The organism is Pseudomonas oplopanacis (assembly GCF_057128725.1).
Genome location: NZ_JBSKHV010000005.1, coordinates 274914 through 301038, shown reverse-complemented (window position 1 = coordinate 301038; position 26125 = coordinate 274914). Strand labels below are relative to the sequence as shown.

The following is a 26125-nucleotide window of genomic DNA, read 5'->3' as shown; positions in this document are numbered from 1 at the left end:
GCTGCGCCGATCTTGTCTTGAAAGGATTCCACCATGCGCCATGCGCTAGCCCTCTCGCTGGTCGCCCTACTCTTGGGCGGTTGTGCCAGCAACCCTGCCGATCGTGACATCAGCGGCACCTGGATCAATCAGGTGGCGATTGACGCTGCAGCCAAAGGCGCCCCCCTGCGCGAAGCGCTCCAGGCCTATGGCCCGAACCTGGAATGGGACGTCAATACCAAGGCCGGTCAGGCCCGCTACACCAACGGTTTTGAAAACGTCGACGGCAAGCTGCTGGGCGAAGAGTCCGGCGCCTGGAAGATCGAGTTTTATGGCAGTTCCGCTAGTGAGTTGAAACGCGACGGCAAGCAACTGCGCCAGGCCGCGCTCGATAGCGAACCGGCCCAGGTCTTCGACCGCGCGCAGATCCAGGTACCGGAAGGTGCACCGGTGGGTGCGAGCTTCGAACGCGCGCTGTATACGGAATACATGGGTGGCAGCTGGAATATTGTCAGCGGCCCGGGCGAAGGCAATACCGTGCAATTCCAGGCTGACGGCCAGGTTGCCGGCCTGCCCGGTGCAGACCGCTATGCCTTGTGCCTGGCGGGCGATTGCGCGTCGATGAGCGGCGGCAACGACAACATGTGGCTGCAACTGAACGGCCAAGGCAACACCTGGATCTTTGCGCGCAAGGGCAAGGAACTGGAAATTTTCCAGGCGGTGAACACCGCACAGGCTGACGAAATGCCGCAGTTCAGCCCGGGCGACCGCAAATGGTTGCTGGAAAAACAGTGATACAGAATAAAGGAGCCCACGGGCTCCTTTTTCTTTAGCCTGCACCGTCGAATTCTCTGACCGCCCTTCAAGGATTGATCATGCGCCCACTGCTTTTCCTTGGCCTGTTGCTGCTCGGCGGCTGCACCTCCATGCCCGCAGAAACGGACATCAGCGGCCTCTGGATCAATCAGGCGGCCATCGATGCGGCGGCCCAAGGCCAGTCCTTACATGAATCCTTGAACACCCATGGCCGCGATCTGGAATGGGACATCAACACCCGCACCGGCCAGGCGCAAGTGAGCAGCGGTTTTGAGCGGGGTGAAGGCCAGCTGCTGCAAAAGTCAGCCAATGCCTGGACCGTCGACTACAACGGCTATGGCACTGACGAGCTGCGCCTGGATGGCAAGCGACTGACTCAACTGGCCAAGGAGCACGTCCTCCAGCAGGTGTTCAGTCGCCCCACCAAGACCGCCACACCGCATGCAAAGTGGGCGGGCACTTTCAGGAGCGCCCTGAACGCGGCTTACATGGGCGGACAGTGGAAAATCATCGACAGTCATGGAACAGGTCAATTGGTCGTGTTTACCGAAGATGGCCATGTCTCAGGGTTACCGGGAACCGACCGATACGAGTTATGCCTTGACGGTGATTGCGCCAGCCAAGGCGCAGGCAATGACACCTTGTACCTGGGCACGGGTGCCCGTAGTGACACATGGATTTTCGTCCGCAAAGGCAAGCAACTGGAGATTTTCCAGGCGCTGAACACCGCACAGGCTGACGAAATACCGCAGTTCACCCCCGGCCCGCGCCAATGGCTGCTGGTAAAACAATGACCCAACAACAAAGGCGCCCGCAGGCGCCTGTTGTTTAGCGGCTCACTCAGCTCGACTCCCCTGGGCAAGTATCGCGGCATAACCTTCGCGGTAACTTGGATACTTTGGCGTCCAGCCCAACGCTTTGGCCCGCGCATTACTGCAACGCTTGCTCCCCGTACGCCGCACGCTTGAGTCTTCATCCCATTCCGTCACGCCCAGATACTCGCGCAACCAGCCCACCACTTCGGCCAGCGGTGCAGGCGCATCGTCGACGCCGATATAAACGTCATCCAGTGCCACACCGCGACGATCCGCTTCCAGCAGGTACGCCATCAACCCCGCCGCATCGTCCGCGTGAATACGGTTGGCGTACAACGGTGGATCGACGGCCACGCGATAGCCGCGACGAACCTGCGTCAGCAGCCATTCGCGGCCCGGGCCGTAAATGCCGGTCAAGCGCAGAATGCTCGCCGGGATGCCGCTTTGCAGTGCCACCTGCTCAGCCTCCAGCATCAAGCGACCTGAATAGCCCGTGGCAATAGTCGGCGAGGACTCGTCGACCCATTCACCCTCCTGCTGGCCATACACACTGCTGCTGGACACAAACAGCAGCCGTTCCGGCACTTGCCCATAGTCGCTCAGCCACTCCAGCACATGCTGTAAGCCCTGCACATAAGCAGCGCGATAACCGGCCTCGTCGTGATCGGTAGCCGCCGCGCAATACACCAGGTAATCCACTGCACCGATGGGCCAGGTCTCGGGGCAGTCCTCTTTGAACAAGTCGCCGGCAACGCCAATGACGCCCTCGGGCAGGCGTGAAACGTCACGCCTCAGGCCATGGACCTCCCACCCGCCAGCCACCAATTGCGTGGCCAGACGACTGCCGACATCACCGCAACCGGCGATCAAAACTGAGGGTGTGGACATCGAAAAACTCCCATCGCAAAGCCACAGACTAGCGTCGGCACAGGACGAGCGGCTAGTAATGCAGGAAAAAAAGAGACTCTATTACTTTTGTTAACAAGAATTACTTGCAATAATGCACGCCACTTTTGTTCTCGGCCTCACGAGGCCTGGAAGAACATTAACCGTCTTTTCCTCTCAGGTCCGGCCAGCATGACACGCAATCAATTCTCCGCTTCGCCAACCAAACGCCCTCGCGCCTGGAGCGCAGTGGCCGCTCTGCTGCTGAGCCTGATGCTCGCGCCGACCGCCGCGTTCGCTGACGCACAAGCACCCGCCACGCCGGCTGCCGCCGCGGCACCAGCACCTGCCGATCACGCGACCCCTGCCGCTGCGCCAACCGCGACCGATCCGGCTCAGGCTCAGGCTCAGGCTCAGGCTCAGGCTGTTGACGCTGCAGACGTGCCTGAAGTGCTCGAACCCGACAACACCCTGGGCATGGCCCACGACCTGTCGCCGTGGGGCATGTACCAGAACGCCGATATTATCGTGAAAATCGTGATGATCGGCCTGGCCATTGCTTCGATCATCACCTGGACCATCTGGATCGCCAAAGGCCTTGAGCTGATGGGCGCCAAGCGTCGCCTGCGCAGCGAAATCGTCCACCTGAAAAAAGCCACCACCCTTAAAGAAGCCAGCGCGACCGCCACCAAGGAAGGCACCCTCGCCAACCTGTTGGTGCATGACGCCCTGGAAGAAATGCGCCTGTCGGTCAACAGCCGCGAGAAAGAAGGCATCAAGGAACGCGTTGCCTTCCGTCTCGAGCGCCTGGTGGCAGCTTGCGGTCGCAACATGAGCAGCGGCACCGGCGTCCTCGCCACCATCGGCTCCACCGCGCCGTTCGTGGGTCTGTTCGGTACCGTGTGGGGCATCATGAACAGCTTCATCGGCATCGCCAAAACCCAGACCACCAACCTCGCCGTTGTCGCACCCGGCATTGCCGAAGCCCTGCTGGCGACCGCGCTGGGTCTGGTTGCAGCGATCCCGGCCGTGGTGATCTACAACGTCTTCGCCCGCTCCATCGCCGGCTACAAGGCTCAAGTGTCCGACGCTTCGGCTGAAGTCCTGCTGCTGGTCAGCCGTGACCTCGATCACCTGCCGACCGCCGAGCGCTCCACGCAACCGCACATGGTCAAAGTAGGGTAATCAGCCATGGGCTTGCATTTGAAAGAAGGCGCAGACGACGATCTGGCCGAGAACCACGAAATCAACGTCACGCCGTTCATCGACGTGATGCTGGTGCTGTTGATCATCTTCATGGTGGCCGCCCCGCTGGCCACCGTGGACATCAAGGTCGACCTGCCCGCTTCCACCGCCAAACCGGCGCCACGTCCGGAAAAACCGGTGTTCCTCAGCGTCAAGGCTGACCAGCGCCTGTTCCTCGGTGAAGACGAAGTGAAGGCCGAAGCCCTCGGCGCCACGCTGGACGCCAAGACCCAGGGCAAGAAAGACACCACGATCTTCTTCCAGGCCGATAAAGGCGTGGATTACGGCGACCTGATGAGCGTGATGGACAACCTGCGCTCCGCCGGATACCTGAAGGTGGGTCTGGTCGGTCTCGAGTCAGTCAAGAAATGATCACGACGCGCCATAAGCTGACGCGTTACAGCGGGAGCCTGGCCGTGGTGCTGGGCGTCCATGCACTGGCCATCGCGCTGGCGCTGAACTGGACGTCGCGCCCGCCGATCGAGCTGCCGCCGCAAGCCATGTTGGTCGAGTTGGCACCCGTCCCGGCACCGCCACCGCCTGCACCGCCGAAGGTCATCACGCCGCCGCAACCACCGGCGCCGGTGGAAGAGCTGCCGATCCCGAAACTGGCTGAAGCGCCGAAGGCCGAGATTGCCGTGCCCAAGCCGGTCAAACCCAAGCCGAAGCCGCAACCGCCCAAGCCTGTGGAGAAAAAGCCGGAGCCGCCGAAGGAAAAGCCGTCCGAGGCTAAACCGAGCGACGCGCAACCGACCCAGGCACCCACGGAGAAATCCGCACAACCGGTACAAGGCCCATCCGCTGCACAGCAAGCTGCCAAGGCCAGTTGGGAAGGCACCTTGCTCGCTCACCTGGGCAAGTACAAAAAGTACCCGGCCAGTGCGCAGAATCGGGGCAAGGAAGGCACCAACCGCCTGCGTTTCGTCGTCGATGGTCAAGGTAATGTGTTGTCGTTCGAACTGGTGGGCCAGTCAGGCGTTGCCGATCTGGACCGGGCCACTCTGGAAATGATCCGCCGCGCCCAGCCGCTGCCCAAGCCACCGGCCGACATGCTCACCAACGGCACCATCGAAATCACGGCACCGTTCCTGTATTCCCTGGAAAAACGCCGCCGCTAAAAGCAACACCGACCCAATGTGGGAGCGAGCCTGCTCGCGAAAGCGGTGTAACTGTCACGAAGATGTTGAAGGCAATGGCCTCTTCGCGAGCAGGTTCGCTCCCACAGGGTTAAGTGCAAAGCCATGGAGGCACCCGAAAGGTGCCTTTTGCGTATCTGCCAGCGGCAAACACGCATTACCCGGTGTCACTCAACACACTCACTCTGATAACGTGCGTCTATCGATTGCAGCCGTTATGCTTGGCGCGCAACTTCATGGACGCTTGCTATGACTCTCACAGAATTACGCTACATCGTTACCCTCGCCCAAGAGCAGCATTTCGGCCACGCGGCCGAGCGTTGCCACGTCAGCCAGCCGACCCTGTCGGTGGGCGTGAAAAAGCTTGAAGACGAACTCGGTGTGCTGATTTTCGAGCGCAGCAAGAGCGCCGTGCGCCTGACCCCGGTCGGCGAAGGCATCGTGGCCCAGGCGCAAAAAGTCCTGGAACAAGCCCAAGGCATCCGCGAACTGGCCCAGGCCGGCAAGAATCAGCTGACCGCCCCGCTGAAAGTCGGCGCCATCTACACCGTCGGCCCGTACCTGTTCCCGCACCTGATTCCGCAACTGCACCGGGTCGCCCCGCAGATGCCGTTGTACATCGAAGAAAACTTCACCCACGTGCTGCGCGACAAACTGCGCAACGGCGAGCTCGACGCGATCATCATCGCCCTGCCGTTCAACGAAGCCGACGTCCTGACCCTGCAGCTCTACGACGAGCCGTTCTACGTCCTGATGCCGGCCCAGCACCCGTGGACCCAAAAAGAATCCATCGACGCCAGCCTGCTCAACGACAAGAGCTTGCTGCTGCTCGGCGAAGGCCACTGCTTCCGCGATCAAGTGCTGGAAGCCTGCCCGACCCTGACCAAAGGCAACGACGGCGCCAAGCACACCACGGTGGAATCCAGCTCCCTGGAAACCATCCGCCACATGGTCGCCTCCGGCCTGGGCATCTCGATCCTGCCGCTCTCGGCTGTCGACAGCCATCACTACGCCCCCGGCGTAATCGAAGTGCGCCCACTGACGCCGCCGGTGCCGTTCCGCACCGTGGCCATCGCCTGGCGCGCCAGCTTCCCGCGGCCGAAGGCAATTGAAATCCTCGCTGACTCCATTCGCCTGTGCTCGGTGGCCAAGCCGTCCGTGCCGGTGGTGGCGGCGTAAGTTGCTGTCATGACCGAGTTGTCGCAAGTGTCGGTGACGGCACTCAAGGGTGTCGGCGAGGCCATGGCCGAGAAGCTGGCCAAGGTCGGCCTGGAGAATCTTCAGGACGTGCTGTTTCACCTGCCGCTGCGCTATCAGGACCGCACTCGCGTGGTCCCGATTGGCCATTTGCGACCGGGGCAAGACGCCGTGATCGAAGGCACCGTCAGCGGCGCCGACGTGGTCATGGGCCGTCGCCGCAGCCTCGTCGTGCGCCTGCAAGACGGCACCGGCGGGCTCAGCCTGCGCTTCTACCATTTCAGTAACGCGCAGAAAGAAGGCCTCAAACGCGGCACGCGGATTCGCTGCTACGGCGAAGCGCGGCCCGGTGCCTCGGGGCTGGAAATCTACCACCCGGAATACCGCGCCATTACCGGTGACGAACCACCGCCGGTGGATGAAACCCTGACCCCGGTGTACCCGCTCACCGAAGGCCTGACCCAGCAGCGTTTGCGCCAACTGTGCATGCAGACCCTGACGATGCTCGGCCCGACCAGCCTGCCCGACTGGCTGCCGACCGAACTGGCGCGGGACTATCAACTTGCGCCGCTGGCCGATGCGATCCGCTACCTGCATCACCCGCCCGCCGATGCCGACGTCGACGAACTCGCCCTCGGTCATCACTGGGCGCAGCACCGTCTGGCTTTCGAAGAACTGCTGACCCATCAACTGTCCCAGCAGCGGTTGCGCGAGAGCATGCGTTCCCTGCGCGCACCGGCCATGCCCAAAGCCACCCAACTTCCGGCCAAGTACCTGGCCAATCTGGGTTTCGCACCGACCGGCGCACAGCAACGAGTCGGCAACGAAATCGCTTACGACCTGAGCCAGCACGAACCGATGCTGCGCCTGATTCAGGGCGACGTCGGCGCGGGCAAAACCGTGGTCGCCGCCCTCGCCGCGCTGCAGGCGTTAGAGGCCGGTTATCAGGTCGCGCTGATGGCGCCCACCGAGATCCTCGCCGAACAGCACTTCATCACCTTCAAGCGCTGGCTCGAACCGCTGGGCATTGAAGTCGCGTGGCTGGCCGGCAAGCTCAAGGGCAAGAACCGCGTCGCCGCGCTGGAACAGATCGCCAGCGGCACGCCGATGGTGGTCGGCACCCACGCGCTGTTCCAGGACGAAGTGCAGTTCAAGAACCTCGCGCTGGTGATCATCGACGAACAGCACCGCTTCGGCGTGCAGCAGCGTCTGGCGTTGCGGCAGAAAGGTGTCGGCGGACGCATGTGTCCACATCAGCTGATCATGACCGCGACGCCGATTCCACGAACGCTGGCCATGAGCGCCTACGCCGACCTCGACACCTCGATCCTCGACGAACTGCCGCCCGGTCGAACGCCGGTCAACACCGTGTTGATCACCGACACCCGGCGCGTTGAAGTCATCGAACGGGTGCGCGGCGCGTGCGCGGAAGGGCGTCAGGCCTATTGGGTGTGCACGCTGATTGAGGAGTCGGAAGAGCTGACGTGTCAGGCCGCCGAAACCACTTACGAAGACCTCACCGCCGCCCTCGGCGAGTTGAAGGTCGGGCTGATCCACGGCCGCATGAAGCCGGTGGAAAAAGCCGCCGTGATGGCCGAATTCAAGGCCGGCAACCTGCAACTGCTGGTCGCCACCACCGTGATCGAGGTCGGCGTCGACGTCCCGAACGCCAGCCTGATGATCATCGAAAACCCCGAGCGCCTCGGCCTCGCGCAATTACACCAATTGCGCGGCCGTGTCGGTCGAGGCAGCGCCGCCAGCCATTGCGTGCTGCTCTACCATCCGCCGCTGTCGCAAATCGGTCGTCAGCGCCTCGGTATCATGCGTGAAACCAACGACGGTTTTGTCATCGCCGAAAAAGACCTCGAACTGCGCGGCCCCGGCGAAATGCTCGGCACGCGCCAGACCGGCCTGCTGCAATTCAAGGTCGCCGACCTGATGCGCGACGCCGATCTATTGCCCGCCGTGCGCGACGCCGCCCAGGCATTGCTGGAGCGCTGGCCGGACCACGTCAGCCCGCTGCTCGACCGCTGGCTGCGCCATGGGCAGCAATACGGCCAAGTGTGAGCACCGTCGCAGTTTGTGGACGATGCTTTTAAACAAGCTGGTTATACTCCTGCGATTGTTTGAATACGGATACAGACCATGACTGAAGCTGCCCTCGCCCCAGAACCCCTGCACGCTCCGTCTGTTATTCGGTTGCTGCTGGGCAAATTGGGGATTGCCTACGAAGAAGTGCTGGACCACCACGGCCTGAACGCCTCGCGCAAAGTACAAGCCGTGTTGCTGGATGACGCCGTTGGCGCGCTGATGGTGCTGTTCCCGCAAAGCCAATTGCTGGACCTCAATCGCCTCGCCGAACTGACCGGCCGCCGCCTCACTGCCGTGCCCACCGAACGCCTGGTGAAGATGCTCGGCAAACACAGCCTCAGCCTGCTGCCCGGTCTGCCGGCGCTGACCAGTTCGCCGTGCCTGTACGAAGAAAGCCTGCTGCGCGAACCGAAGTTGCTGATCAACTCGGGCGAGCCGGGCCTGCTGCTGGAAATCACCAGCGAAGATTTCAAGACCATGCTGACCAAGGCCAGCGCCGCCAACTTCGGCGAGAACCTGACCAGCATCCGCCCCAACCTCGACCGCCCCGACGATGACCGCAAGGAAATCACCCAGGCTGTTCAAGTGTTCACCGCACGACGCATCCAGCAACGCCTGGAAGAGACCATCGAGATTCCGCCGCTGGCCGAGACCGCGCAGAAAATCATCAAGCTGCGCGTCGACCCCAACGCCACCATCGACGACATCACCGGCGTCGTCGAAACCGACCCGGCGCTGGCGGCACAAGTCGTTAGCTGGGCCGCGTCGCCGTACTACGCCTCGCCGGGCAAGATTCGTTCGGTGGAAGATGCGATCGTGCGGGTCCTGGGTTTCGACCTGGTGATCAACCTCGCGCTGGGCCTGGCCCTGGGCAAAACCCTGAGCCTGCCCAAAGACCACCCGCAACACGCCACGCCGTACTGGCAGCAGTCGATCTACACCGCCGCCGTCATCGAAGGCCTGACCCGCGCCATGCCGCGCGCCCAGCGCCCGGAAGCCGGCCTGACCTACCTCGCCGGCCTGCTGCATAACTTCGGCTACTTGCTGCTAGCCCACGTCTTCCCGCCGCACTTCTCGCTGATCTGCCGCCACCTGGAAGTCAACCAGCACCTGTGCCACAGCTATGTCGAGCAACACCTGCTGGGCATCAGCCGCGAACAGATCGGCTCATGGCTGATGCGCTACTGGGACATGCCCGAAGAACTCGCCACCGCCCTGCGCTTCCAACACGACCCGCACTACGACGGCGACTACGCCGAATACCCGAACCTCGTCTGCCTGGCCGTGCGCCTGCTCCGCGGCCGCGGCATCGGCTCCGGCCCGGATGAAGACATCCCCGAAGCATTGCTCGAACGCGTCGGCCTGACCCGCGAAAAAGCCAACGACGTCGTCACCAAAGTCCTCGAAGCCGAAGTCCTGCTGCGCGAACTGGCTTCGCAATTCAGCCAGGCCTAAAAAAACCCGCTCCCACAGGATCACAAAGATCCCTGTGGGAGCGAGCCTGCTCGCGAAGAATCCACCGCCGATCTACCTGCACCACCACAACCCCCTGTAGCAGTGAGCCTGCTCGCGATGAATCCAACTCGGTATCTCTGAATCACCACACCCACTGTGGCGAGGGAGCTTGCTCCCGCTCGGCTGCGCAGCAGTCGCAACCCAGCCAACGCAATGTGTCAGATACAACCGAGGTCTCAGGCTTTAGGGCCGCTTCGCAGCCCAACGGGACGGTGCGGCGTTCCGACAAGCCCCCTCACCACAGGGTCAGTCACTCGACTCAAGCCTTTGCCTTAGCCTTCGCCTTCCGCGGCTTCAAATACTTGGTCAGCCCCTGAAACCAGATCACCAACGCCGGATTCCCTTTGATCTGAATCGACTTGTCCTGAATCCCCTGCATAAACGCCAACTGCTTGTTCTTCGCCTGCATCGTGGCAAAGCCATACGCCGCATCTTTAAACGCAATCGCAAACGCCGGCTCGGCATACACACCCGATTTGCTGGTAATCCGTTGGTCCTTCACAAAGAAATGCCGCGCCACCTTCCCGTCCTGGGTCTGTAGCTGAAACACCAATTCCTTGTCACCCAACTGCTGCTGAAACGCAGGATTAGTCCGACTGGCCTTACCCATCAACAAACCCAGCATCCACAGAAGAAAACGAAATTTCATGCGCACAGCCTCAAGAGAAAAATGAACGGCCGGCGCAGTGTAGCGGCTTCGGACGATAACGACAGCATCGCGATGCGTTAGAAGAAGATGACGCGCTTTTTGACGCTGATGACTACCAAGTCATTGACGAAACGTGTGTGTTTAAAAGCGTGAAAGATTTGGTGTTTCTACGCTCGACGCTATCGGAAGTTTCCTTCAACACGTAGGGGTGTTCGTGAACTAGGCAGCGTTGCGCTCGGCCGATAGTCTTTGTTGGTCGCCGCAAAATCGGTGACACGGACGTGCAAGTCCGCCTCCAGGTACACAATTGCTTATGGCTATTCGTCGAGCGTTTTCCTATGCTCGCGGATCGTTATGGCAGCTGTGCGTCGGAGACCTTCGGGTCTGCCGGTTCCTGGATCGGTCTTGCACACCAACGCACAGCTGCCACCACTTTCGAAGTGCAAAGCGAAACGGTGTCAGTCTCTTAATTCCAGGAGCTACATCAATGATCAAGCCAACACCGAATCCACCAGAACACGAAGACACATCCCCCTACGAATCCCTCGATTCGAAGAAACTCCACGAAGCCGCCGAACGCGCCCTCAACCACCATTTCGCCCCGCCGCCCAGCGAGAAGCCCAAGCCGCGCAAAGGCAACCTCTTCACCGTCTCCCCCGACATCGACACCGAAGCCCTCCTGGCCAACGCCTCGGAAGACCTGCTGTCCATCAGCGCCATCGCTGCCAACCTGGCCGACGATGTGGAAGGTACGCTGCGCTCCGTAGCCCTGGCGATCAGCAGAATGTCGGATGGGGTTCGGCTGTTGGTGGAGCGAGCGCTGGATCATATTGATTCGTCGAATCCGGCGGTGCATCGGGCGAAGGTGTAACGAAACCGCGAATAGAAAAAGGGGACGTTGAGTCCCCTTTCTGCGTTCCTTTGCCAAGCTATCTTAACTAGCGAAAGTCTTCAGCACTTTTAGGCTGCGCTTCTATTCCTTGCCTTGCGGACCGACTTACGAAGGCATAGCTGCTCGCGCCACAGGACTGCCGGAATATAACCTTGTCATCCTTGAGAACTGTCAGATTACTCACGAAGGCTTGGTTAACGAGGTAGGTATAGGGCCCCTTTTTGAACTTGATGATGTCCAGGTTGACGCTACCTTCCGACGCATTCACCACGAAAAACTTGCCCTTGGGAGGTGCACTTTTCTGCGGGAAGAGCATTTCTATTTTTCCCGGAACGCCGTAACGGTACTGAACAGAACCGGCAGCGGGCTTGTTGTTTCCCTGCGCACAAACGGAAACCGTCTTTCCTCCCGTCAATGGACAACTGAAATAAATATCTTCGTCTGCGGAGCACAACGTTTCATTCTGCTCGTCATTCAAGGACGGACTCTTTACCGGAACTTGCTCTTGCAGTTGTGCGCCGGAGACACAATTGGTTAGACAAGCCAACTTCGAAAGATCCGGTTCCTCGCTTCCAACAAACAGGTAAGTCGCGAAACCATCACGGTTACGAGCGTTGTAAACGGGAACACTGACAGTCAACCCTTTGGTGGGCACGGTCACGCCAGAGTCCTGCCCAGAGACAACCAAACCCTCCGCATCACCGCATAACTCCTGCAAAGCGGCATCACTGAACGAATCAACTGAAGGTCGGGCAAACAGCTTGGCATCGGCGCGGCAGTCGTAGCCGTGCCAATACGGCCCCGTACTCGGATTGATATCTATCGAGAAAACATATGCGCCCTCAAGCGCTACTCTTCCACTGTCATAGTCAAAAACCACCCAGCGACGAGACTTCGCTTGGGAGAAATTCTCGTTTTCCAAAATGTACCGATCACCATCGCGATACAGCTCGAAAGAATTCATGGCCCCGACCGACTCTGCCGTGTCGGATAGCTTGTCACCGGAATCGGCATCCACCAGATAGTTGTTAGCATCCAACACCAATGCGCAATTGCTACCGGCTTGCGTGCAGGACTTGAGTGACGGGAACATCGGCTCTGCAACCGCAGGCAAAGAAACCAACAATAACGCCGCCAAGAAAAGTCTTTTCAACATAGCTTCCCTGTTTATGAGTACAGCCCTGACAGAACAATCGGAATCGCTATCTGCTTTCTTAAAGCGAAAAATCCAAAACCGCTTTAAGCCGCCAACATTGCCCACGAACAAACCGATACTCGAGAACATAGTCGGTATCCGGCTTTTGCAGGATCGCCGTGGCGCTATTGCCCTGCTCTTCCTTGACGGTCAACGTCAACCCGTCGGCCTCTCGTTTCACGCGATCCGGAATGAGCGGAAACTTGATCTGGTCGCCGCTGACGCTGCGCTTTTCCATCTCAGGCTCAGGATCTCCCGCCACGGTAGTGCCCAATTTCAGCGGCTGTTGGACGAATGCTTTTTGCACGTCTACTCGCTCGGAAAAGGTTTCAAGAAAAGCGGCAAAATCACTCGAGGGACAAGCAACACTGGCTACTTCGCCGCTATCGGTCGAGTGGCCCGTTGCCGACGGCGCGATCTTGTCTAACTCGACCGAACGCTCCTGACTCATCCGGGTGATGCAGTTATTCACGACCGTCACATGAGCGGGCCTGTCTGTTTCAATTTCAAAAGCTTCCACGGCGCAGTTCGCGTCCCGCAGCTTGACCCACGCGCGCTGTGCTTCCTTTACCTTCGCCAGATAGGCCGCACCCAACTCCGACTGGCTCTGATACTGAGTTTCGAGCCGCGCCATCAATTGGTGATAGTGGCTGTTCAATTGGGAATCCGCTTCCTTCATCGCCATCTCAGCGCACTGGTCAACTTGCGCACTGATGCTGACTTCTTTGCAATTAACCCCGGCAAACGACTTTGAAATCGACAACAGCCCCAGCAAAAACACGGCAATAGGTTTAATCACGCTCACTTCTTCATTCCTTGAATGACAGATCGCTCAACTGCGCGTTGCGGAATCTTTTGCGCCTTGCCCTCTCCGGACATGAGCGAGGTGTACTGCTTGTAAGCCTGCGCCGCCCGCGCTTTATCATTCACACCCCAGTAACTGTCCGCGAGATTCAGATAGGCAACGGTTCTGGTGGGATTTCGGGCAATAACCGCGTTCAACAGCTCAATGGACTCATCGTAATAGCCGGACTCACCCAATAGAAAACCGACATCGTTAGACCAGGCTGGCGTTTGAGCGAAGTAATACTTTTGCGCGATGTAGCTGTGCGGATAGCAGTGGCCTTCGCCCCCATCCATCAGAAAGTTCGCCATCACCTTCGAAACGGCCTCAATCTGCCCTTTTCGATACAGCGCCAGAGCCTGATCCAACTGGTACGCGATATCCGACATCATCAGTTTTTGGTAGCCCTCGGCCGGTCGCTGAACGTGCAGATCATGCAGCTGATCAAATACCTTGCGCCCATTGAAAGACGCCAACGCCGTTTCACCGATCAAGCTTTTGGGGGTTTCTTCAACACTGACAACGGAGCGATCACAGGCATCGTTGTTCGTTACCTGCAACACGTTTTTCAACTCAAACTGTTTTGAGTTTTTGTTGTAGCGAAAGACCAGATTGAAGTTGTAAACGCCGTTATCTTCTTCGTTGCTGACCAGCACAAGCGCGTCCCCGGCTTCAGCGGAAGGCTGCTTGACTGATACGGTTTCCCCCTGCACATCAACAACCTTAAGGACACCCGCCGGACTATTGATCACATTGACGCTGAAACCTTCACTCATGACCGCCGAGTATTGGCTCTTGATCAACGGCAAAGCCGTGGATGTGTCCAACAGAATGTCATCACTGGCTCCTTGCTCAGGCGAGATCAGCAGTCGGTGATACGCCTCGCCAGCATCCCCGGTTAGCACAAAAACGTTTTGACGGGATGCATCACCCAATAATTTGGCCGGAATCTTCTTGATGACCTGAGGCGCGGCACCCGCACTAGAACAACAAATCACCCACAAGAAAATCGAAAATTTCAATTTATTGACTGTAAATATCTTCACCACTGACAACCCATCTCAGGAGACGGATCCATATTCATATCGTACTGAAACGAATACACCGCTTTAGTTTTATAATTGGTATAGGTCATCCCATAGATACGGGCACCTTGGCTGACCATTTCATAATACCCTGTCACCACGCCGTTAGAGACTTCTACCCAAGTGGTCGTAAATTGAGACGGCCGATCCGGGTCCATTACTTCCTCCTCAGAGCCTCGGTAGGCGAGAGTAATAGCCTCCTTTGACTTGCTGTACTTAACGCTCGCACCGCTCCATTTAGCGACCGAATCGTAATAGCTTCTGAACTCAAATTTGATGCTGTTGCCTCCCAGAGATTGGAAACAATAGATCTCCGTGGAAACCTCGCTGTAAGCTGTCAGCGGGCAGGCGAGTAACAGCGCTAAAAAAAACTTCTTCACAAACACCTCTGATTTCATTCCGTTGAAGGCTTCGCACAACTCAACTCCTTGGTTTCCGGAGGATTATTATTTACTACTTTTTAAATACACCCAAAGAAATAAGCCTTGGCGCATCGAGGCGCTTTTTTATAAAAATAGATTCGCCCCCATATCGCTTAATATCTATTTCACCAAGCAAGTCTTAAATAAATCGGTCCTATTTTCTTTTCTAGTCGATTAACCGTCTATCGATAGGAGAACTTTTTTTAGCTTGGATATATCATCCTCATAAAAATTATTGCACTGAGATACAAAAATAACCTCTTCACTTCTGTCGCGCTCAAGCGTGCTACAAACGAGAATATATCCATCATTGTCCTGCGGTCCCTTATATACAACGACCTTCATATCTAACAGACTCCATCCATTTTGTGCCATTTTTGACCTAGCTGATGCAGGCGCATCAGAAATTTCAATTATCGACTCAGGATCCGGGAGTTTAATCAAACCATTGTATGGCGGATGACTACCAACAGCCAACTTACTTAAAACATTTCCCCTATCACGCCCACGAGCAAAAACAGTAGGAAGACTATCGAAAGCCGTAGCGGTGGAAGACAAACTGGAAGAAACTAGCTTTACTACGTCCACACCATTATCTTTATAGCATTCGGCAATCTCGAAGTCCGCTGGCAAATCATTGAATCCGCATTTTTGTTCTTCAGCAGTAACACCTCCAAAAAACAATGCGGAGCACATCAGACTCAAAATAACACAAGACAATTTAAACTTTCTCATTAAGCACACCCCAAATTTGTTCAAACGCAGCCTTCCTTTCAGTATCATGCAAAGGAACTTTGTTGGGGCTTCCCCTGTTAATGATAGACCCAACCACTTTGCAGTTTTCTGGGGCCGCCCCTTCGTCTGCACGTTTATTTATCTTTTCTCTAGACCAAAAAAATCCAGATGCGTCGCAAGCATTGTAATCGTCCGAAGAGAGAAGTGAGGGATTAGGATCCACTGTAAAATTTTTCCCCCGATACATTTCATAACTTTTGTAATTACGTCTTCCTGTAATTTGCAAAAAACCTCGACCATGAAATCTGAAACCATCGCCAACTGCCCCACCATTCGACGAATTAGCGACTCCGTTATCCATACCAGCAGCCTTTGTTGCTATCTTGCTTGGCCGTGTAGCCATGTAATTTGGTCGATTTATTGTAGGCTTTGGATTCGGTCCAGGGTTAGGAAGCTCAACCGGTCGTTGACCTGATGGCAGATCACGATTCAGGCTTACCGCCCTATCATATTCAGTTCCAGCTTCACTCGGGGTCATAATTTCGTACATCTTTCTGAAGTAGGGCTCCTCACCATTTTCTTCCCGATATTGCCACCAGCCTGTCTCTATTCCAACTTGAGCAAAGAAGTGCCCCACTCTGAGCTTAGAGCTACTGAGCAAATACTTATTCAACATTTTATTCGTTGGAACTCTTAAAGCAGCAGCTCTCTGCTTTCCGACAGACGGGGCCTGCTTCAAAACTCTCATAAGTTCATCACTACTAAACCAACCGCACCTCCTAAAAACCCGAATAAACTCTGCGGGCGGAAAATGCCAATGCTTGCTCTCGATACCAGCCAGGTTTGCCTGTTCCCAGAACGCCAACTCTTTCTGATGAATTTTTATTTTGTCAAATTGATCCTGAGGCATCGGGCCACCATCCGCCACTTTAAGCAACCACCCATAGCGGGTATCGAAATCACTCGAAGTCCACTCACTCGGAAACTTACAAACCAAGCGCTTAATACGTTGCTGTGTTTCCGCTGAGCGCAAGCGGGACATACTCAGTTCATGCTCGTTTGTATAGCGTTCCGAAAGATTCTGTTTTTCTTCCTCTGAAAGAACTGCGTAGCCAGGTGAATTTGCCATGCTCACAGCATCACCATTTCCAGGCTGAATTGAACCTGAGCTAAACCCCAGCAAGCTCCTGATGAAATCAGACTGGCAATGACTGTCCGTATCCGTATCGTCATCTACAAGGTGCCAACCCTGCCAATGCGGGAAATCCGCATCGCTGAATTTCGTAACGCTGGCTGCGTTCAGATTGACCCAACCAACCTTGCTCTGTTCACCGGCCTTGCCAGGAAACTTGATCTGGCGCCAGTGTGCAGCATCGAGAGGCTGAAGCACGTCTGGACCTAGCACTCTGCCGAAACGCAACAGTTCATAACCAGCGCTTGGGGACTGCGGGTAATATTGCTTGGCTTTGTCGTACAGCTTGTACTCGTATTCAGCCTCCTCGTGCTGCGCGCCTATTTCTACTCCACTAATGTAAAAAGACGTTAGCGTGCATTGGCCTTTTTCAAAGTGCATACGTACGAAGATGCCTTCCTGAAGCTGCGAAGCTACAGCCGGCTCATACCCGTCTATTGTCGCAGGGGTACCTGTGGAAGATGCTGAGCTACCACCTTCTTGGATCGGTGGATTAGAGGGCATCGCTGGGGGACGGTAAACTACCGGGCCGTTGTTCAGCGGTTGGCGACGATCAGGAGGAGCGGCGCCGTAAAAAAGAACCTCAGGGGGGACAAAAAAATACATATCGCCCCAACAGCTGTCCGTCCGCCCGTTATTGGACTGGTAGCTAAGGTCCCGAGTCGCTCTACCCGTCAGGTTGGCTATCTGGCTCGGATCCGCAATGATCTCGAAATGGATTCGCCCCTCTTTACCGTAGATGCTTCCCGCTTCGCCAATAGCGTCTTTTCGGAGGACAGTTGCTCCTATTTGTAGCGGGGTCAAATTGATCTTCGACAGGTGCATGTAGATTGAATAGAAAACGACTTTCGACTGAGCTCCCTCGCCAACCTCTGTTTCGTGGCGTAGAACGATACAACCGTTGTCGGTCCAGCCACCCCGAAAGTTAAGCGCATGATCCGGCGCGGGATTCACGGGGGCAGGACTGCGAAAATACGCCAGTGTCCCATCGGAGATAGCGCGAACGGGAATAGCTTTCCCTCCCTCTTGAGGAGCAGTGAGATGCATACCACCGTGCCAATTAAGATCAAAACTAAGTGGATAACCACCGTCACCAGGAACACCACCAACCATGGCGCGCGCCAGATAAGCATCGTCGGTTTCTCCCGCAACTGGAGCAGGAATAAAGGGAGGGCTAATGATCATTTTGAAAATTCCTTGTCCATGTTGGCGCTTGTTATTCCGTTCATAACGAGAAAGGGTAATCGACTGTAGGTTTGAGTTTCTCCTGCGGAGCATTCCCCAACGCCTGATCCATCAAACTCCCCGCTTTATCCTTATCCGCCGCCCCCGGCAGCACCGGCGGCTTAATCCCGATCCCAGTCCCGCTCCCCGCCGACCCACCCGCATTAATCTTCACCACCGGCCCAACCACCGTCACCCCACCGGCATCCAGCTTGATAAAGCTCCCTCCCCCCAAAATGGTGAGTTCGCTGCCAGCCTCGATAACAATCTTCGCCCCCGCCTTCACATGAATCTCTTTCCCAACGCTAGTCAGCTGCGCAGTCCCCAACTTCACATGCTGGTTCTGCCCAATCGTCAGGTGATCATCCAGCCGCGTTTCAACCTTGCGGTCGGCAACCGTGGTGCGATGTTCTTCGGCCTTGAGTTCGGTGTAGGTGTTCTTCACCACGGTGTCGTGGCGCTCATTTCCCACGCGAATCTTCTGATCATGCTCAATGTTTTCATCCCAATCCCGCTGGGCATGGATGAAGATCTGCTCGGCACCTTTCTTGTCTTCAATGCGCAGTTCATTGAACCCACCGCCCCCCGGTGAACTGAGGGTTTTGAACACGGTGCGGGTTTTGTTCGCCGGCAGTTCGTAGGGGACCTGGTTTTCCTTGTGGTACAGGCAACCGGTCACCAGTGGTTGGTCGGGGTCGCCTTCGAGGAAGGTGACGAGCACTTCCATGCCGATGCGCGGGATGACGATGGCGCCGTAGCGGTCGCCGGCCCAGCTCGATGAAACGCGCATCCAGCAGCTGGTTTTGTCATCGGCCAACCCTTCGCGGTCCCAGTGGAATTGCACTTTGATGCGGCCGTATTGGTCGCAGTGGATTTCTTCGCCTTTGGGACCGGTGACCATGGCGGTCTGGCTGCCGAGGACGCGAGGTTTCGGGTGTTCCAGCGCGGGGCGGTAGAAGACGTTCCACGGGGTGGCGAGGAAGCGGTTGCGGTAGCCCTGGTGGAAGTCGTCTTTGTTGTCGGTGGTGTCGCTGGTCACCGATTCTTCGAGGACTTGCGGTTGTTTGCCTTCGTGGACGATTTCGGTGAGCAGCCAGAGGTCGTTCCACTCGGTGCGCGGGTGGTCGGACATTTCCAGGAAGTGACCGCTGATGAGCCGGGTCTGGTCGCCGTGGCCTTCGGCTTGCTGGTAGTCGGCGCGGTGGCGTTCCAGTGCTCGCTGGCTGAGGAACTTGCCGCGTGCGCGGTCTAGGAAGCGGCCGGGGTAGTCGTAGTCTTCGAGGTCTGGCTCGGTGCTTTCGCCGTCGGGTTTGTACGCCGCTTCGAGTTGCAGGCGTGGTTTTTCGAAGTCGTAGTCGCGGCGGGTGGTGCGGCTGGTACGGGTTTCCAGGCGCAGTTTGAAGCCTTTGATCACCGGTTCGTCAGCGACCATGCCGCTGCCTTGCACATAAGCCGTTGGCTGCCCGAGTTTCGGGAACACGGTCTGGTCGTCGCCGAATACCAGCAGATGACCTTTGGCACTGTGCTGGAAGTGGTAGTGAATGCCTTCCTCTTCGCACAGGCGCTGGACGAAGTGCAGGTCGGTTTCGTCGTACTGCACGCAGTAGTCGCGGTCCGGGCACGGTTGGCTGAGCTGGAAGCGGTAGGCGTTACCTTTGATGCCGTGTTCTTCGAGGATCAGCGCGATGATTTTCGGTGCCGACATCTGCTGGTAGATGCGCTGGTTGGTGCGGTGATGCAGGTATTGCAGGTGCGGCACCAGGGAAATTTTGTAGCGGGTCAGTCGTTTGCCGGCGTCACCTTGGGCGACGCGGTAGATCTGGCCGTGGATGCCCGAACCCTGTGGATCGAACGCGAGGAATGCCTGTTTGTGCAGCAGCTGTTCCAGGTCCAGATCAGGGTTTTCGCTGACCAGTTCGAGGTCGAAGCAATACGGCTGGCTGATGCCTTCGGTGCCGGTGAACGACAGCACTTGCAGGTCGCCCACATAGTCTTCAACGGTCAGGCTGAAATGCGTTTCGTTAGACGGGTTGAACATTGCTTGCTCCCTGTTCGGTGGTCATCCGTTACGCCCCAAATCGCAGGCGTTGCAGCAAAGACGAAGTGGCGCCCAGGGCGTCACGCAGTTGGGCGGCGGTGATGGTGCGCTTGGCGGCATCGAAAGCCAGCGCCGTTCGCAGGGCTGGCCAGCAGTGTTTGGGCAGGTTGCGCGGCGGGTGCAGCTCGCGTTCGAGCTGGCCGTCGCGGGCCTCGGTCGAGGGCAAGCGGCGGAACGGGTGTTTGCCGCCGGCCAGTTCGTAGAGCACGCAGGCCACGCCATACACGTCGGCGCTGGCGGTCAGCGGTTGGCCTTCGAGCAGTTCCGGGGCGGCGTAGCCGGGGGTCCAGGCGTTAAAGCGGTCGCGGCTCAGGTGCGGCAGGCCGGGGAGGATGCCTTCCACAGCCTGGCCGAGGCCGAAGTCGAACAGGCGCACGCCTTCTTCGCTGAGCATCACGTTGCTCGGTTTCATGTCGCCGTGCAGCACGCCGCGCGAGTGGGCGTAGGCCAGCGCGTCGAGCAGCGGCAGCGCGATGTCTCGCAGTTCTTTCCACGGCAGGCCCAGGGGCCGCTCGCAGAGTAATTTGTCCAGGGTCAGCCCACGCATGAGTTCCATGGTGATGAAGGCGCGCTGGCAGTCGGTGTCCACGTCAAAGCTGTGCAAACGCAGCACGTTGTCGTGGCGCAGGCGCCGGGTCAGGGCGAACTCGCTGTAGAGCAAGGCGCTGGCGTCCGGCGATTCGGCAAATTCTTCGCTGAGGATTTTCAGCGCAATGTAAGGGTCGGGGTCGCCGAACTGCTCGCTCAGCAGATCCCGTGCGCGGTAAACCGCGCCCATGCCACCAGCACCGAGCAGGCGCTCGATGCGGTAACGGCCTGCGAGTACGTCCGGCATTTCGCCAATGCTGGCCTTGGTCGGCGCCAGCGCGGGCTCAGCTTTATGCGGCTTGGCGAACGCGAAATAAGTCAGGTTGCTGACTTCTTCGTCGCTCACCAGCAGGTCGTCGAGCGGCGGCATGAGTTGGGTCATTGGCGGATCACCACGGCAGTCAGGTTGTCCCGCGCCGAGCCACGCAGGGCGCCATCGAACAGACGCTCCAGCGCAACGTGCGGCGCGGTCAGGCTCAGGGCGTTGCCCAAGGCATCGCTGCTGAGCCCGTTGTACAAACCATCGCTGCACAACAGAAACGCATCGCCGGGATAGACCTCGAGTTCGAGCACGTCCAGGGTCAACTGCTCGGCCGCCCCGACCGCACGGGTCAGGGCATGGGCGGCAGGATGAGCCTTGGCGTCTTCGATGCTCATGTTTTGCTCGTCGATGAGTTGCTGTTGCAGCGAATGGTCCTTGGACAGTTGATACAAACGCTGGCCGCGCCACAGGTAGCAACGGCTGTCGCCGGCCCAGATACAGGCCGCGCGATTGCCGTCCACCAGCAGCGCCACCACGGTGCTGCCCATGATGCTGTCGTGGCGCCCGGCGGTGACGGTCAACTCCTGACCCAAGCGGCGGTTCAACCAGTGCAGGCACTGGCGAATGCCTTTGAGGCGTTCGTCGAAATCATCCTGCACCGGCAATTCCGCCAGGCTGGCGACGATCAACTGGCTGGCGATGTCGCCACCCTGATGACCGCCCATGCCATCCGCGACCACCCACAGCCCCTGCTGTGGACAGTCGAGGAAAGCATCTTCGTTGCGCGCCCGAACCTTGCCGGCGTCGGTACGCGCAGCGCTGCGCCAGGGACTGGCAACCAGCATCAGAGCTGCACCGGCATACGGAAGGTGCGCAGCACGCCCATGTCGAACGGGTTCGGCGTGCGTTGGCTGCTGAGCAGGTAATTGGCGCGCAGGCCACCGACGTCAGCCTTCAACACCAGCACGTCACGACCGCTCAGGTACTCGGTCTGCATCAGGTCGAACAGACGGAACAGCGACCATGGGCCAGTGTTCTTTTCGATACCGATCGGGCGGCCAGCCATTTTGTCGAGGACCAGGCTGGTGCGACCGTCTTCAGCGTCGGTCGGCCATTTGAACGACACCGGCACAATCGGGCCATGGCGGTACTCGATGGTCTTGTCGCCAAACTTGAACTCGGAACGGCTGACGGCCGGGTCGAGGGTGTACGGCTCCAGTTTGAACTGCACTTGGGGCTCGGCCGGGTTGATCGAGAAGAAGCTCTGGCGGATCACTTGTGCCGCGGCCATCTGGTCGAGGTAGACCTTGGAGATCGGCAGGCTGTGACCGTCGATGACGCGCAGACGGAAGTTGCCCGGATCGCCACTCACGAACGGACGCATGTAGGTGTCGAAGAAGCGGTCGTTGATGCCCTGGGCCTTGAAGAACTCGCGGAAGTCGCTGATCGCCACGTCGCTGGTGCTGTGGGCGCTGAACGGATAACGCTTGTTGATCGCCTTGCCATAGAAGCTGTACAGCTCGCTTTGATAGCGCTGGTTCAGGTACTGGTAGGAATCGTTGAGCACCAGACGCCAGGTGTCTTCGGCCAGCACGTTGAACCACACGCTGACCGGACGCGGCAGACGATTCGACGCATTGCGCAGGGCGCTCAGCGCATCACGCTGGCCGCTCATGCGGGTCTTGGCCATTTCAAACGCAGCCTGCTCCGGGGAACTGGCACGCGCCAGGCTCGCCAGCTGCATTTGCAAGTCGTTGAGCGCCGTCAGGGCCGGGGTCAAATCAGCGGCCGGGCCGTTGTTGTCATCCAGCAAACGGTGCAGCGGTTCGAAGCGACGTTGCAGGGATTTTTTCGCGGTGTCTGGCAGGTTCTTGGTCATGTCCGCAGCTTTATCCGCCGCAGCTGCCGCGAGTTTGCCGAGCTTGCCGCCCTTCTCTGCCAGTTTTCCGGCCGCATCGGCGGCGTCTTCGGCGTTGTCGGCGGCCGCCGGGAAGCGCGTGTTCTCGCGCACTTCCACCAGCAGTTGCAGCACCGGCGAGTTGGCCGAGGTCAGGCCCGCCAGTTGCTCGGCGCCTTCACTGAAGTCGCTGATCGGTGGCAACGCTACCTGGCCGACCGCTTCACTCCAGAAGTTGGCGTAGTCGCGGAAGTACAGTTGCTCCAGTTCGACCATCAGGCGACGCAAGTCCATGCCGCTGATGCCCGAGCCTTCGCCCAGTACCCAGTTGTCACGCAGGATATCGGTGACCAGTGCAGAACCCTGGACCGAGAGATACTGCTGATAACCCTGCTGGGTGTAGAAGCCCGGGATCACGTAATCGGTGCCGACAAACAGCGAACCCTGTGGGCCCAGGTGTTGGCTGAGACGGTATTCCGGCAGGTTGCGGGCCTGCTCGCGCAGCATCCGGTAAACCACGTTGGCCAGCGATTCGCTGCGCAGGACCTGACGGGCCTGAGCCACCAGTTGATCGTTCAACGGGTAGATAAACGGCTGCTGCAGCAAACGCTCGAAGTGCGTGTTCAAGCCGTTCTGCACGGCGGTGTTGCCGGCATAGCGCTGGGACCATTCGGTGGCGACCCAGTCCTTGAGCCACGGGCCGTCGCGACGGTCTTTCATGTTCAGCATCAGGTACGCGCGCAGGCTGTTGAGCAGGCGTTCGCGGTCGTGCATGTTGGCGCGGATCTGCCCTTCCAGCAGTGTCGCGACCTTCGGCAGCAGTTGCGCTTCAAGCTCATGCTCGTAGGCGTTCCTGATCACTGGATTGACGTCTTCGCCCTGGTACAGGCCGCCACGTTCGTGGTAACTCACGGCACCTTTTTTCGGGAAGACCTGAGTCGCCGCGTAGGCCGTGTCGAGCGGCTTGAGCACCGCCATGGAATCATCGCGTGCGGTCAGGGCCGAGCGCTGTTGAGTCCAATTGGCGGCGAGGTTACGCAGGTTTTCCAGACGCTCGTAGTTGGCGGAGAAACCGCCCGCCCACAGCATGCCGAACAGCGCCAATGCCGCCAGCGCGCCCACATACAGCGCACGTTGGCCCCAATGGATGCGGCTGCGTTCGCGCTTGTCCAGACCGGCCAGATCGGCCTCGGGGAAAATCACCCGGCTGAGCAAGTGGTGAATGAACCGTGAACGGCCGCTGCGCAACGTCGGCAGCACGCCCGCGTTGATGCCCAGATTGGCGCCGATGCCGGCGGTGGTCTGGTCCATTTCCTGGGTCAGGTGCGGTGCGCTGGTCAGGTAGAAACCGCGCAACTGGCTGACACGCTGGTAGCGGTTGCCGGTGAACGCCATGTCGACGAACAGGCACAGGCGCTCGCCGATCTGCCCCAGCTGATGCGGGAAGTCGAGGATGCGGCCACGGCGCTGGGTGTCACGCTCCTGGTGCATGCGCATGATCACTTGGCTGTTGAGGCGACGCAGCAGCTCTTCGAACTCGGTGCGCAGCACGGTCACATCGGTGCCGCTCTGCTCTTTGCGGAAGCTCGTGCCGAGCACCTGATCGCTTTCTTCGCGGGTCAGTTGATCGAAGAACTCGTCGAAACCGAGCAGCTTGTCGGCCTTGCTCAGTACCAGGTAAACCGGCACGTCGACGTGGAGTTTTTGATGCACGTCCTGCAAGCGCGCACGCACCTGGCGGGCCAGGGTCTCGAGGTCTTTCTCGTCAGGGCACAGCAGGGTTTCCACCGGAATGGTCACCAGCACACCGTTCAATGGACGGTTGCGGCGACGCTTGCGCAGCAGGTCGAGCAAGGTGCTCCAGGCGCTGCCGTCGACTTCGCCATCCGCCTGGGTCAGGTAACGTCCGGCGGTGTCGATCAGTACACCGTGGTCGGCAAAGTACCAGTCGCAATGACGGGTGCCTTGGGTGTCGCGGGTCAGTTTGCGGTCGATCTTGTTGATCGGAAACTCAAGGCCCGAGAAGTCCAGCAGGCTGGTCTTGCCGCTGCCCTGTGGGCCGATCAGCAAGTACCACGGCAAATCACTGCGCCAGCGCTCACTGCGACCGCGATACAGGCTCGACGTCTTGAGGGTTTTCAGGGCGTCCTTGAAACGCACCTTCAACTCTTTCTGTTCTTCGTCGATCAGCTCTTCGCGGCGGATGCGATCCTGGCCGTCTTCGGTGTCTTCGACGGCTTTTTTACGCACACCGGCGCGCCAGCTGACGAAGACCATGGTCAGGCCCCAGATCAGGAACAGCACGCTGATGGTCAGCAAGCGGGAGGTCGAACCTTCCCAGAACTTGTAGTCATCCACCGCCAGCAGCGGCCCGACGAACCACACCAGCAGCGCGACAAACAGCACCACCAGCAAGGTCCAGACCCAGGTCTTGCGCAAGAATGCGCCGACTTTCTTGAAAAACTTTTTCATGACACGTCCCTGTTTACGGCTGCGACTGCGGCTGGACCGCGGCCGGATCTAGCGGCTGGAAAGGTTGCAGAACGGTGTCGCGCTGCTCGCCGAGCACCCAGGCGAAACCGGAATACATCACCACCAGGCAGACGACGGTGAAGAGCACCACCATCCACGCCGGCACGATGCGCACCAGGCTGCGGCGCTGATCGTTCAGGCCTTCCCAGTGCGGCGACAGCTCACGTGGCACGTCGCCACGCAGTTGGCGGATCTGCCGGTACAAGGCGTCGCGGATGCCTTCGAGTTCGAGCATGCCGCGTGCTTGCACGCGGTACTTGCCTTCGAAACCGAGGGACAGGCACAGGTACATCAGCTCCAGCATCGGCAGGTGCTTGACCGGGTTTTTCGACAGGCGGTCCAGCAGCTGGAAGAATTTCTCGCCCCCGAAAGTTTCGTTGTGGAAGCTGCTGAGCAGGCTCATCTGCGACCACTCGCTTTCGTTGCCCCACGGCGTGGTCACGACGGCTTCGTCGACCACGGTGCACAGCACGTAACGCGCGGCCATCACCTGACTGCTTTCGGCACCGTTGTGCAGTGCGCGCACTTCAAACAGCTTGAGCCCGGCGGTCAGTCGCTCGTTGAGCGCATACATGTCTTCGCGGGTGTCGCTGTGCTTGAGTCGCACCACTTCCGAGAGCAGCTCGGAGGCGGCGGCCACCAGCGAATTGAGGCTGATGTTGAACGCTTCCGCCGGGCGCAGGCGCGCGGCGTAGATCATGCGTTCTTCGAGCTGTTCGAAACGCGGCGGTGCAGCGAAATCGGTCAGCGGACTTTGCGCCGGGCCGTGGCCCTGGCGGTCGAGCAAGACGGTTTTATCGTCCTGATGGTGTTCCATGTCCTTAATCATTT

The 26125-nt window shown here is 58.7% G+C and carries 22 protein-coding genes; 9 read left to right on the top strand and 13 right to left on the bottom strand.

Annotated elements, in window-relative coordinates; all coding sequences use genetic code 11:
- Positions 1 to 33: 33 nt before the first annotated feature.
- Both ACWKV5_RS13670 and ACWKV5_RS13665 read left to right on the top strand, forming a co-directional pair.
- Positions 34 to 774 (top strand): hypothetical protein, encoded by a 741-nt coding sequence (locus ACWKV5_RS13670; protein WP_483841662.1) that lies wholly within the window; start codon positions 34 to 36, stop codon positions 772 to 774.
- Between the two features lie 80 nt (positions 775 to 854).
- The gene (locus ACWKV5_RS13665; RefSeq protein ID WP_483841661.1) at positions 855 to 1589 is read left to right on the top strand and encodes a hypothetical protein; all 735 of its coding nucleotides are present in this window, start codon (positions 855 to 857) and stop codon (positions 1587 to 1589) included.
- Positions 1590 to 1631: 42 nt separating this feature from the next.
- On the opposite strand, the gene ACWKV5_RS13660 is transcribed toward ACWKV5_RS13665, so the two are convergent.
- A complete protein-coding gene (locus ACWKV5_RS13660; protein WP_483841660.1) occupies positions 1632 to 2498 on the bottom strand; it encodes an SDR family oxidoreductase in 867 nt (288 codons plus the stop codon).
- Between the two features lie 189 nt (positions 2499 to 2687).
- Here ACWKV5_RS13660 and exbB point away from each other — a divergent pair, with 189 nt between their 5' ends.
- From exbB to ACWKV5_RS13630, 6 genes are all read left to right on the top strand, one after another.
- Complete coding sequence (gene exbB / locus ACWKV5_RS13655; RefSeq protein ID WP_483841659.1) at positions 2688 to 3680, top strand: tonB-system energizer ExbB; 993 nt, start codon at positions 2688 to 2690, stop codon at positions 3678 to 3680.
- 6 nt (positions 3681 to 3686) lie between these two features.
- Complete coding sequence (gene exbD, locus ACWKV5_RS13650) at positions 3687 to 4112, top strand: TonB system transport protein ExbD (RefSeq protein WP_483841658.1); 426 nt, start codon at positions 3687 to 3689, stop codon at positions 4110 to 4112.
- On the top strand, positions 4109 to 4858 hold the full coding sequence (locus ACWKV5_RS13645) for an energy transducer TonB family protein (protein ID WP_483841657.1): 750 nt from the start codon (positions 4109 to 4111) through the stop codon (positions 4856 to 4858). Before exbD ends, ACWKV5_RS13645 begins: the two co-directional genes overlap by 4 nt.
- Positions 4859 to 5125: 267 nt before the next feature.
- Positions 5126 to 6055 carry a hydrogen peroxide-inducible genes activator gene (locus ACWKV5_RS13640; protein ID WP_027926341.1) on the top strand — a complete coding sequence of 310 codons (930 nt, stop codon included), beginning with the start codon at positions 5126 to 5128 and terminating at the stop codon, positions 6053 to 6055.
- Between the two features lie 9 nt (positions 6056 to 6064).
- Positions 6065 to 8140: an ATP-dependent DNA helicase RecG gene (gene recG / locus ACWKV5_RS13635; protein WP_194940483.1), complete on the top strand. Its 2076-nt coding sequence runs from the start codon at positions 6065 to 6067 to the stop codon at positions 8138 to 8140.
- Between the two features lie 78 nt (positions 8141 to 8218).
- Positions 8219 to 9619, top strand: coding sequence for an aminoacyl-tRNA deacylase and HDOD domain-containing protein (locus tag ACWKV5_RS13630; RefSeq protein WP_483841656.1), 1401 nt, complete (start codon positions 8219 to 8221; stop codon positions 9617 to 9619).
- 319 nt (positions 9620 to 9938) lie between these two features.
- On the opposite strand, the gene ACWKV5_RS13625 is transcribed toward ACWKV5_RS13630, so the two are convergent.
- Positions 9939 to 10328 carry a helicase gene (locus ACWKV5_RS13625; RefSeq protein ID WP_483841655.1) on the bottom strand — a complete coding sequence of 130 codons (390 nt, stop codon included), beginning with the start codon at positions 10326 to 10328 and terminating at the stop codon, positions 9939 to 9941.
- 487 nt (positions 10329 to 10815) lie between these two features.
- Here ACWKV5_RS13625 and ACWKV5_RS13620 point away from each other — a divergent pair, with 487 nt between their 5' ends.
- Entirely contained in the window at positions 10816 to 11199 is a 384-nt protein-coding gene (locus ACWKV5_RS13620) for a DUF6124 family protein (protein ID WP_483841654.1), read from the top strand.
- A gap of 67 nt (positions 11200 to 11266) precedes the next feature.
- On the opposite strand, the gene ACWKV5_RS13615 is transcribed toward ACWKV5_RS13620, so the two are convergent.
- The 11 genes from ACWKV5_RS13615 to icmH form a co-directional block, all read right to left on the bottom strand.
- Positions 11267 to 12505, bottom strand: coding sequence for a hypothetical protein (locus tag ACWKV5_RS13615; RefSeq protein ID WP_483841653.1), 1239 nt, complete (start codon positions 12503 to 12505; stop codon positions 11267 to 11269).
- Positions 12435 to 13220, bottom strand: a complete 786-nt coding sequence (locus tag ACWKV5_RS13610; protein WP_483841652.1) for a lysozyme inhibitor LprI family protein — start codon at positions 13218 to 13220, stop codon at positions 12435 to 12437. The genes ACWKV5_RS13615 and ACWKV5_RS13610 overlap by 71 nt, the downstream gene beginning before the upstream one ends.
- Positions 13217 to 14305 (bottom strand): tetratricopeptide repeat protein, encoded by a 1089-nt coding sequence (locus tag ACWKV5_RS13605; protein ID WP_483841651.1) that lies wholly within the window; start codon positions 14303 to 14305, stop codon positions 13217 to 13219. The genes ACWKV5_RS13610 and ACWKV5_RS13605 overlap by 4 nt, the downstream gene beginning before the upstream one ends.
- On the bottom strand, positions 14302 to 14763 hold the full coding sequence (locus tag ACWKV5_RS13600; RefSeq protein WP_483841650.1) for a hypothetical protein: 462 nt from the start codon (positions 14761 to 14763) through the stop codon (positions 14302 to 14304). The genes ACWKV5_RS13605 and ACWKV5_RS13600 overlap by 4 nt, the downstream gene beginning before the upstream one ends.
- A gap of 177 nt (positions 14764 to 14940) precedes the next feature.
- On the bottom strand, positions 14941 to 15501 hold the full coding sequence (locus ACWKV5_RS13595) for a hypothetical protein (protein WP_483841649.1): 561 nt from the start codon (positions 15499 to 15501) through the stop codon (positions 14941 to 14943).
- Positions 15488 to 17878 carry a hypothetical protein gene (locus ACWKV5_RS13590; protein WP_483841648.1) on the bottom strand — a complete coding sequence of 797 codons (2391 nt, stop codon included), beginning with the start codon at positions 17876 to 17878 and terminating at the stop codon, positions 15488 to 15490. Before ACWKV5_RS13590 ends, ACWKV5_RS13595 begins: the two co-directional genes overlap by 14 nt.
- Positions 17879 to 17918: 40 nt before the next feature.
- Positions 17919 to 19955 carry a type VI secretion system Vgr family protein gene (locus ACWKV5_RS13585; RefSeq protein WP_483841647.1) on the bottom strand — a complete coding sequence of 679 codons (2037 nt, stop codon included), beginning with the start codon at positions 19953 to 19955 and terminating at the stop codon, positions 17919 to 17921.
- Between the two features lie 28 nt (positions 19956 to 19983).
- A complete protein-coding gene (locus ACWKV5_RS13580) occupies positions 19984 to 20985 on the bottom strand; it encodes a serine/threonine-protein kinase (protein WP_483841646.1) in 1002 nt (333 codons plus the stop codon).
- Positions 20982 to 21710 carry a PP2C family protein-serine/threonine phosphatase gene (locus ACWKV5_RS13575; RefSeq protein WP_123433131.1) on the bottom strand — a complete coding sequence of 243 codons (729 nt, stop codon included), beginning with the start codon at positions 21708 to 21710 and terminating at the stop codon, positions 20982 to 20984. The genes ACWKV5_RS13580 and ACWKV5_RS13575 overlap by 4 nt, the downstream gene beginning before the upstream one ends.
- A complete protein-coding gene (gene tssM / locus ACWKV5_RS13570; protein WP_483841645.1) occupies positions 21710 to 25234 on the bottom strand; it encodes a type VI secretion system membrane subunit TssM in 3525 nt (1174 codons plus the stop codon). The genes ACWKV5_RS13575 and tssM overlap by 1 nt, the downstream gene beginning before the upstream one ends.
- A gap of 13 nt (positions 25235 to 25247) precedes the next feature.
- Positions 25248 to 26123, bottom strand: a complete 876-nt coding sequence (icmH, locus tag ACWKV5_RS13565; RefSeq protein WP_123433133.1) for a type IVB secretion system protein IcmH/DotU — start codon at positions 26121 to 26123, stop codon at positions 25248 to 25250.
- Positions 26124 to 26125 lie beyond the last annotated feature (2 nt).